The sequence below is a fragment of the Kribbella sp. NPDC050820 genome (assembly GCF_040653975.1).
GTDB lineage: Bacteria > Actinomycetota > Actinomycetes > Propionibacteriales > Kribbellaceae > Kribbella.
In genome coordinates this window covers 1-3,267 of record NZ_JBFAHB010000161.1, presented here as the reverse complement: position 1 = coordinate 3,267, position 3,267 = coordinate 1, and the positions used below count along the sequence as shown (strand labels likewise).

Here is a 3,267-nt window from a genome sequence, read left to right as displayed (position 1 = left end):
GTGGCGTCGGGGGCGTCGACCGCGGGCCTGATGGCGGCCGGTGCGGGAGGACCGGCGCAGGCAGCGGTCCCGGTGAATGCGCCTGCGGCCGCCGTAGCGAAGGACGTGCAGGTCACGTTGATCACCGGCGACAAGGTGACGCTGCGGGGCGGTGACCCGGCCAAGGCGACGGTCGAGGTTGGCGCCGGGCGGCAGGACATCGGGTTCAACACCTACCGAACCAAGACGCACTCCTACGTGATCCCGGCCGACGTCCACAAGGCAGTGGCGGATGGGCGGCTGGACCGCCGGCTGTTCGACGTGGCAGGCCTGATCAAGGACAGGTACGACGACGCGTCGTCCAAGGCGATCCCGGTCGTCGTGACCTACGCGGGCAAGGCCCGGCAGCGGTCGGCAGCGCCGGGAGCGACGGTGTCCCGTCAGTTGCCGGTCGTCAACGGCGCCGCGATGAAGGTGGACAAGGGCAAAGCTGCGTCCTTCCTAACTGGTGTGACCTCGGCTGCGAGTGTGCAGAAGGTCTGGCTGGACGGCAAGCGTGAGATCAGCCTCGACCAGTCCGTGCCGCAGATCGGCGGACCGGTGGCCTGGCAGGCCGGCTACACCGGGAAGGGCGTGTCCGTCGCCGTCCTGGACACCGGGATCGACTCCACCCACCCGGACCTGGCGTCGCAGCTGGCCGGTGCGCGGAACTTCACCGGCGAGTCCGCCGACGACGTGGTCGGTCACGGCACCCATGTCGCGTCGACGATCGCGGGTACCGGCGCTGCGTCCGACGGCAAGTACAAAGGCGTCGCGCCGGACGCGAAGCTGTACGACGGCAAGGTGTGCGAGGTCTGGGGGTGCGACGAGTCCGCGATCCTGGCCGGGATGGAGTGGGCCGCGGCCGAGGTCAAGGCGCGCGTGGTGAACCTGAGCCTGGGCGGCACCGACACCCCGGAGATCGACCCGCTCGAGGAGGCGGTCAACCGGTTGACCGCCGACACCGGCACGCTGTTCGTGATCTCCGCCGGCAACAGCGGCCCCGGCGATCGCACGATCGGTTCGCCGGGCAGCGCGGACGCGGCGCTGACGGTCGGCAACGTCGACAAGCAGGACCAGCTCAACTTCCGGTCCAGCCGCGGGCCGCGGATCGGTGACGGCGCGGTGAAGCCGGACGTGACCGCGCCCGGCACCGACATCGTGGCCGCGAAGTCGAAGAACTCGTCGATCGGCGAACCGGTCGGCGACAGCTACCTTCGGCTCTCGGGTACGTCGATGGCCGCACCGCACACCGCGGGCGCGGCGGCGCTGCTGCTGCAGGAGCACCCGTCCTGGACGCCGGGGGAATTGAAGGGTGCGCTGATGGGGTCGGCGAAGGTCGCGGCTGACCAGACGTCCTTCCAGCAGGGCGCCGGGCGGATCGACCTGACCTCCGCGATCAAGCAGACCGTCGTCGCCGAGCCGGGAAGCGTGTCGTTCGGCGTCGCGTCGTACCCGCACAACGACGACGAGCCGGTCACCCGCGACGTCACCTTCCGGAACCTGGGCACGCAGCCGGTCACGCTGTCCCTCGCGGCTGCGCTGAACGGACCGGACGGTACGGCGGCACCCGCCGAGGCGCTGCGCTTGAGCTCCGACTCGCTGACCGTTCCGGCGGGCGGCACTGCCTCGGTCCAGGCGACCTCGAACACCAACCACGCCGGGGCGGACGGGCTGTACTCCGGGCGGATCACCGCGACCGGTGGCGACGTCCCGGTCGTCGTACCGATCGGTGTGGAGAAGGAGGCCGAGACCTACACGCTCACCATTTCGACGACGAAGCCGGACGGGACACCGAGCGACCTCCCGACCACGGTCGTTGGCATGAGCAACGACGTGTTCGACTCGTTCGGCGACGACGACGGAACGGTGCAGGTCAGGTTGCCGAAGGGCGAGTACCTGCTCGACCAGTTCCAGGAGTTCGAGCTGGCGCCCGAGGACTACGGCTTCTACAAGCTGGTCGTGCCGCGCGTCCAGCTGACGTCGGACCAGACCGTCGTACTGGACGCTCGGAAGGCGAAGGTCGTCACCACCACGGTCCCGCGGGCGGACGCCGAGCAGGCGAACTCCGACGTCGGGTACGACCGAGCCTCGGCCGACGGGGAGCGCGCGTTCTGGAGCACGATGGCGGGCTTCCGGTTCGGGCGGGTGTTCACGGCGAGCACCGGGCCCAAACTGCCGGCGGCTGAGCTGACCGGGCACGTCACGTCGGAGTGGGGTGTGCGCGGGGACGGGTTCTTCACGAACACCCCGTATTTGTACGGGATCGCGAACCACCAGCCGGGTGAGTTCGTCACCGGGTTCCACCGGGATGTTCGGCAGGCGGAGCTTGCTGTCGTCGACCACACGGTGAACGCGACGAACGATCAGCAGGTCCAGAAGATGATCTGGCCGGTCATGCCCGAGGTCGGCGCGGTCTTCGCCCGCGTGCTGCGGCTCGATGCGCCGCGCACGCTGCGCTACTACCTGGACGAGACGGCGGGCGGCTGGACGAGTGAGCTCGGGGCCGTCGGAAGGCCGATCGGCGACTGGCTGCTGCAGGGGTCGGCCAAGCGGTACGAGGCTGGGCAGAGCTATCGCGAGCGGTGGAACGCGGCGTCGTTCGTGCCGTCCGTTCGGGAGGTCAGCCGGAACGGTGCGGGGCTGGTCGTGTCGGTCCCGAACTACGCGGACGCCGATGGACACGTGGGGTGGATACGGACGGACGCCGCGAGCAGCAAGCTCACGCGGGACGGGGTTGAGGTTGCGACCTCACCATCGTTCGGTTCTGTCTCGGCGACCGGGCTGCCGGCTGAGAAGGCGTCGTACACCTTCGAGACCACGGGCACGCAGACGGTCCACGGCTTCTCGACTCGCACGGATCTGGTGGCGACGTTCACCTCGGGCGCGACCGCCGCGAAGACGTTGCTCCCACTCCGCACCGTCAGGTACCAGCCGCCGGTCGACGCCCGGAACACCGCTGAACGCACGCCAGTCACCGTCCTCCCCATCCTTCTGGACGGCACCCCCGGCGTGACCCTCCCACCCGTGAAGAAGCTGACCCTCCAGGTCTCCGGAGACGGCGGCGCCACCTGGACCCCGGCCCCGGTCGTCCCCTCTGGCTCCACCTACAAAGCCGTCTTCTCAACCCCCGCCGGCTCCAACATCTCCCTCAAAACAACACTCGAAGACACCACCGGCAACACCACCACCCAAACAACCCTCGCCGCCTACCCCCTCCGCTGACCCCGCGTCCCCGGGCTCCGCCCG

The 3,267-nt window shown here is 69.7% G+C and carries 1 protein-coding gene; it reads left to right on the top strand.

Going from position 1 to position 3,267, the window contains the following annotated elements; genetic code table 11:
- Nucleotides 1-3,243 (top strand): S8 family serine peptidase (locus AB0H36_RS47970; protein ID WP_360539076.1); only part of this gene is annotated, 3,243 nt, incomplete at its 5' end.
- Nucleotides 3,244-3,267: the final 24 nt, after the last annotated feature.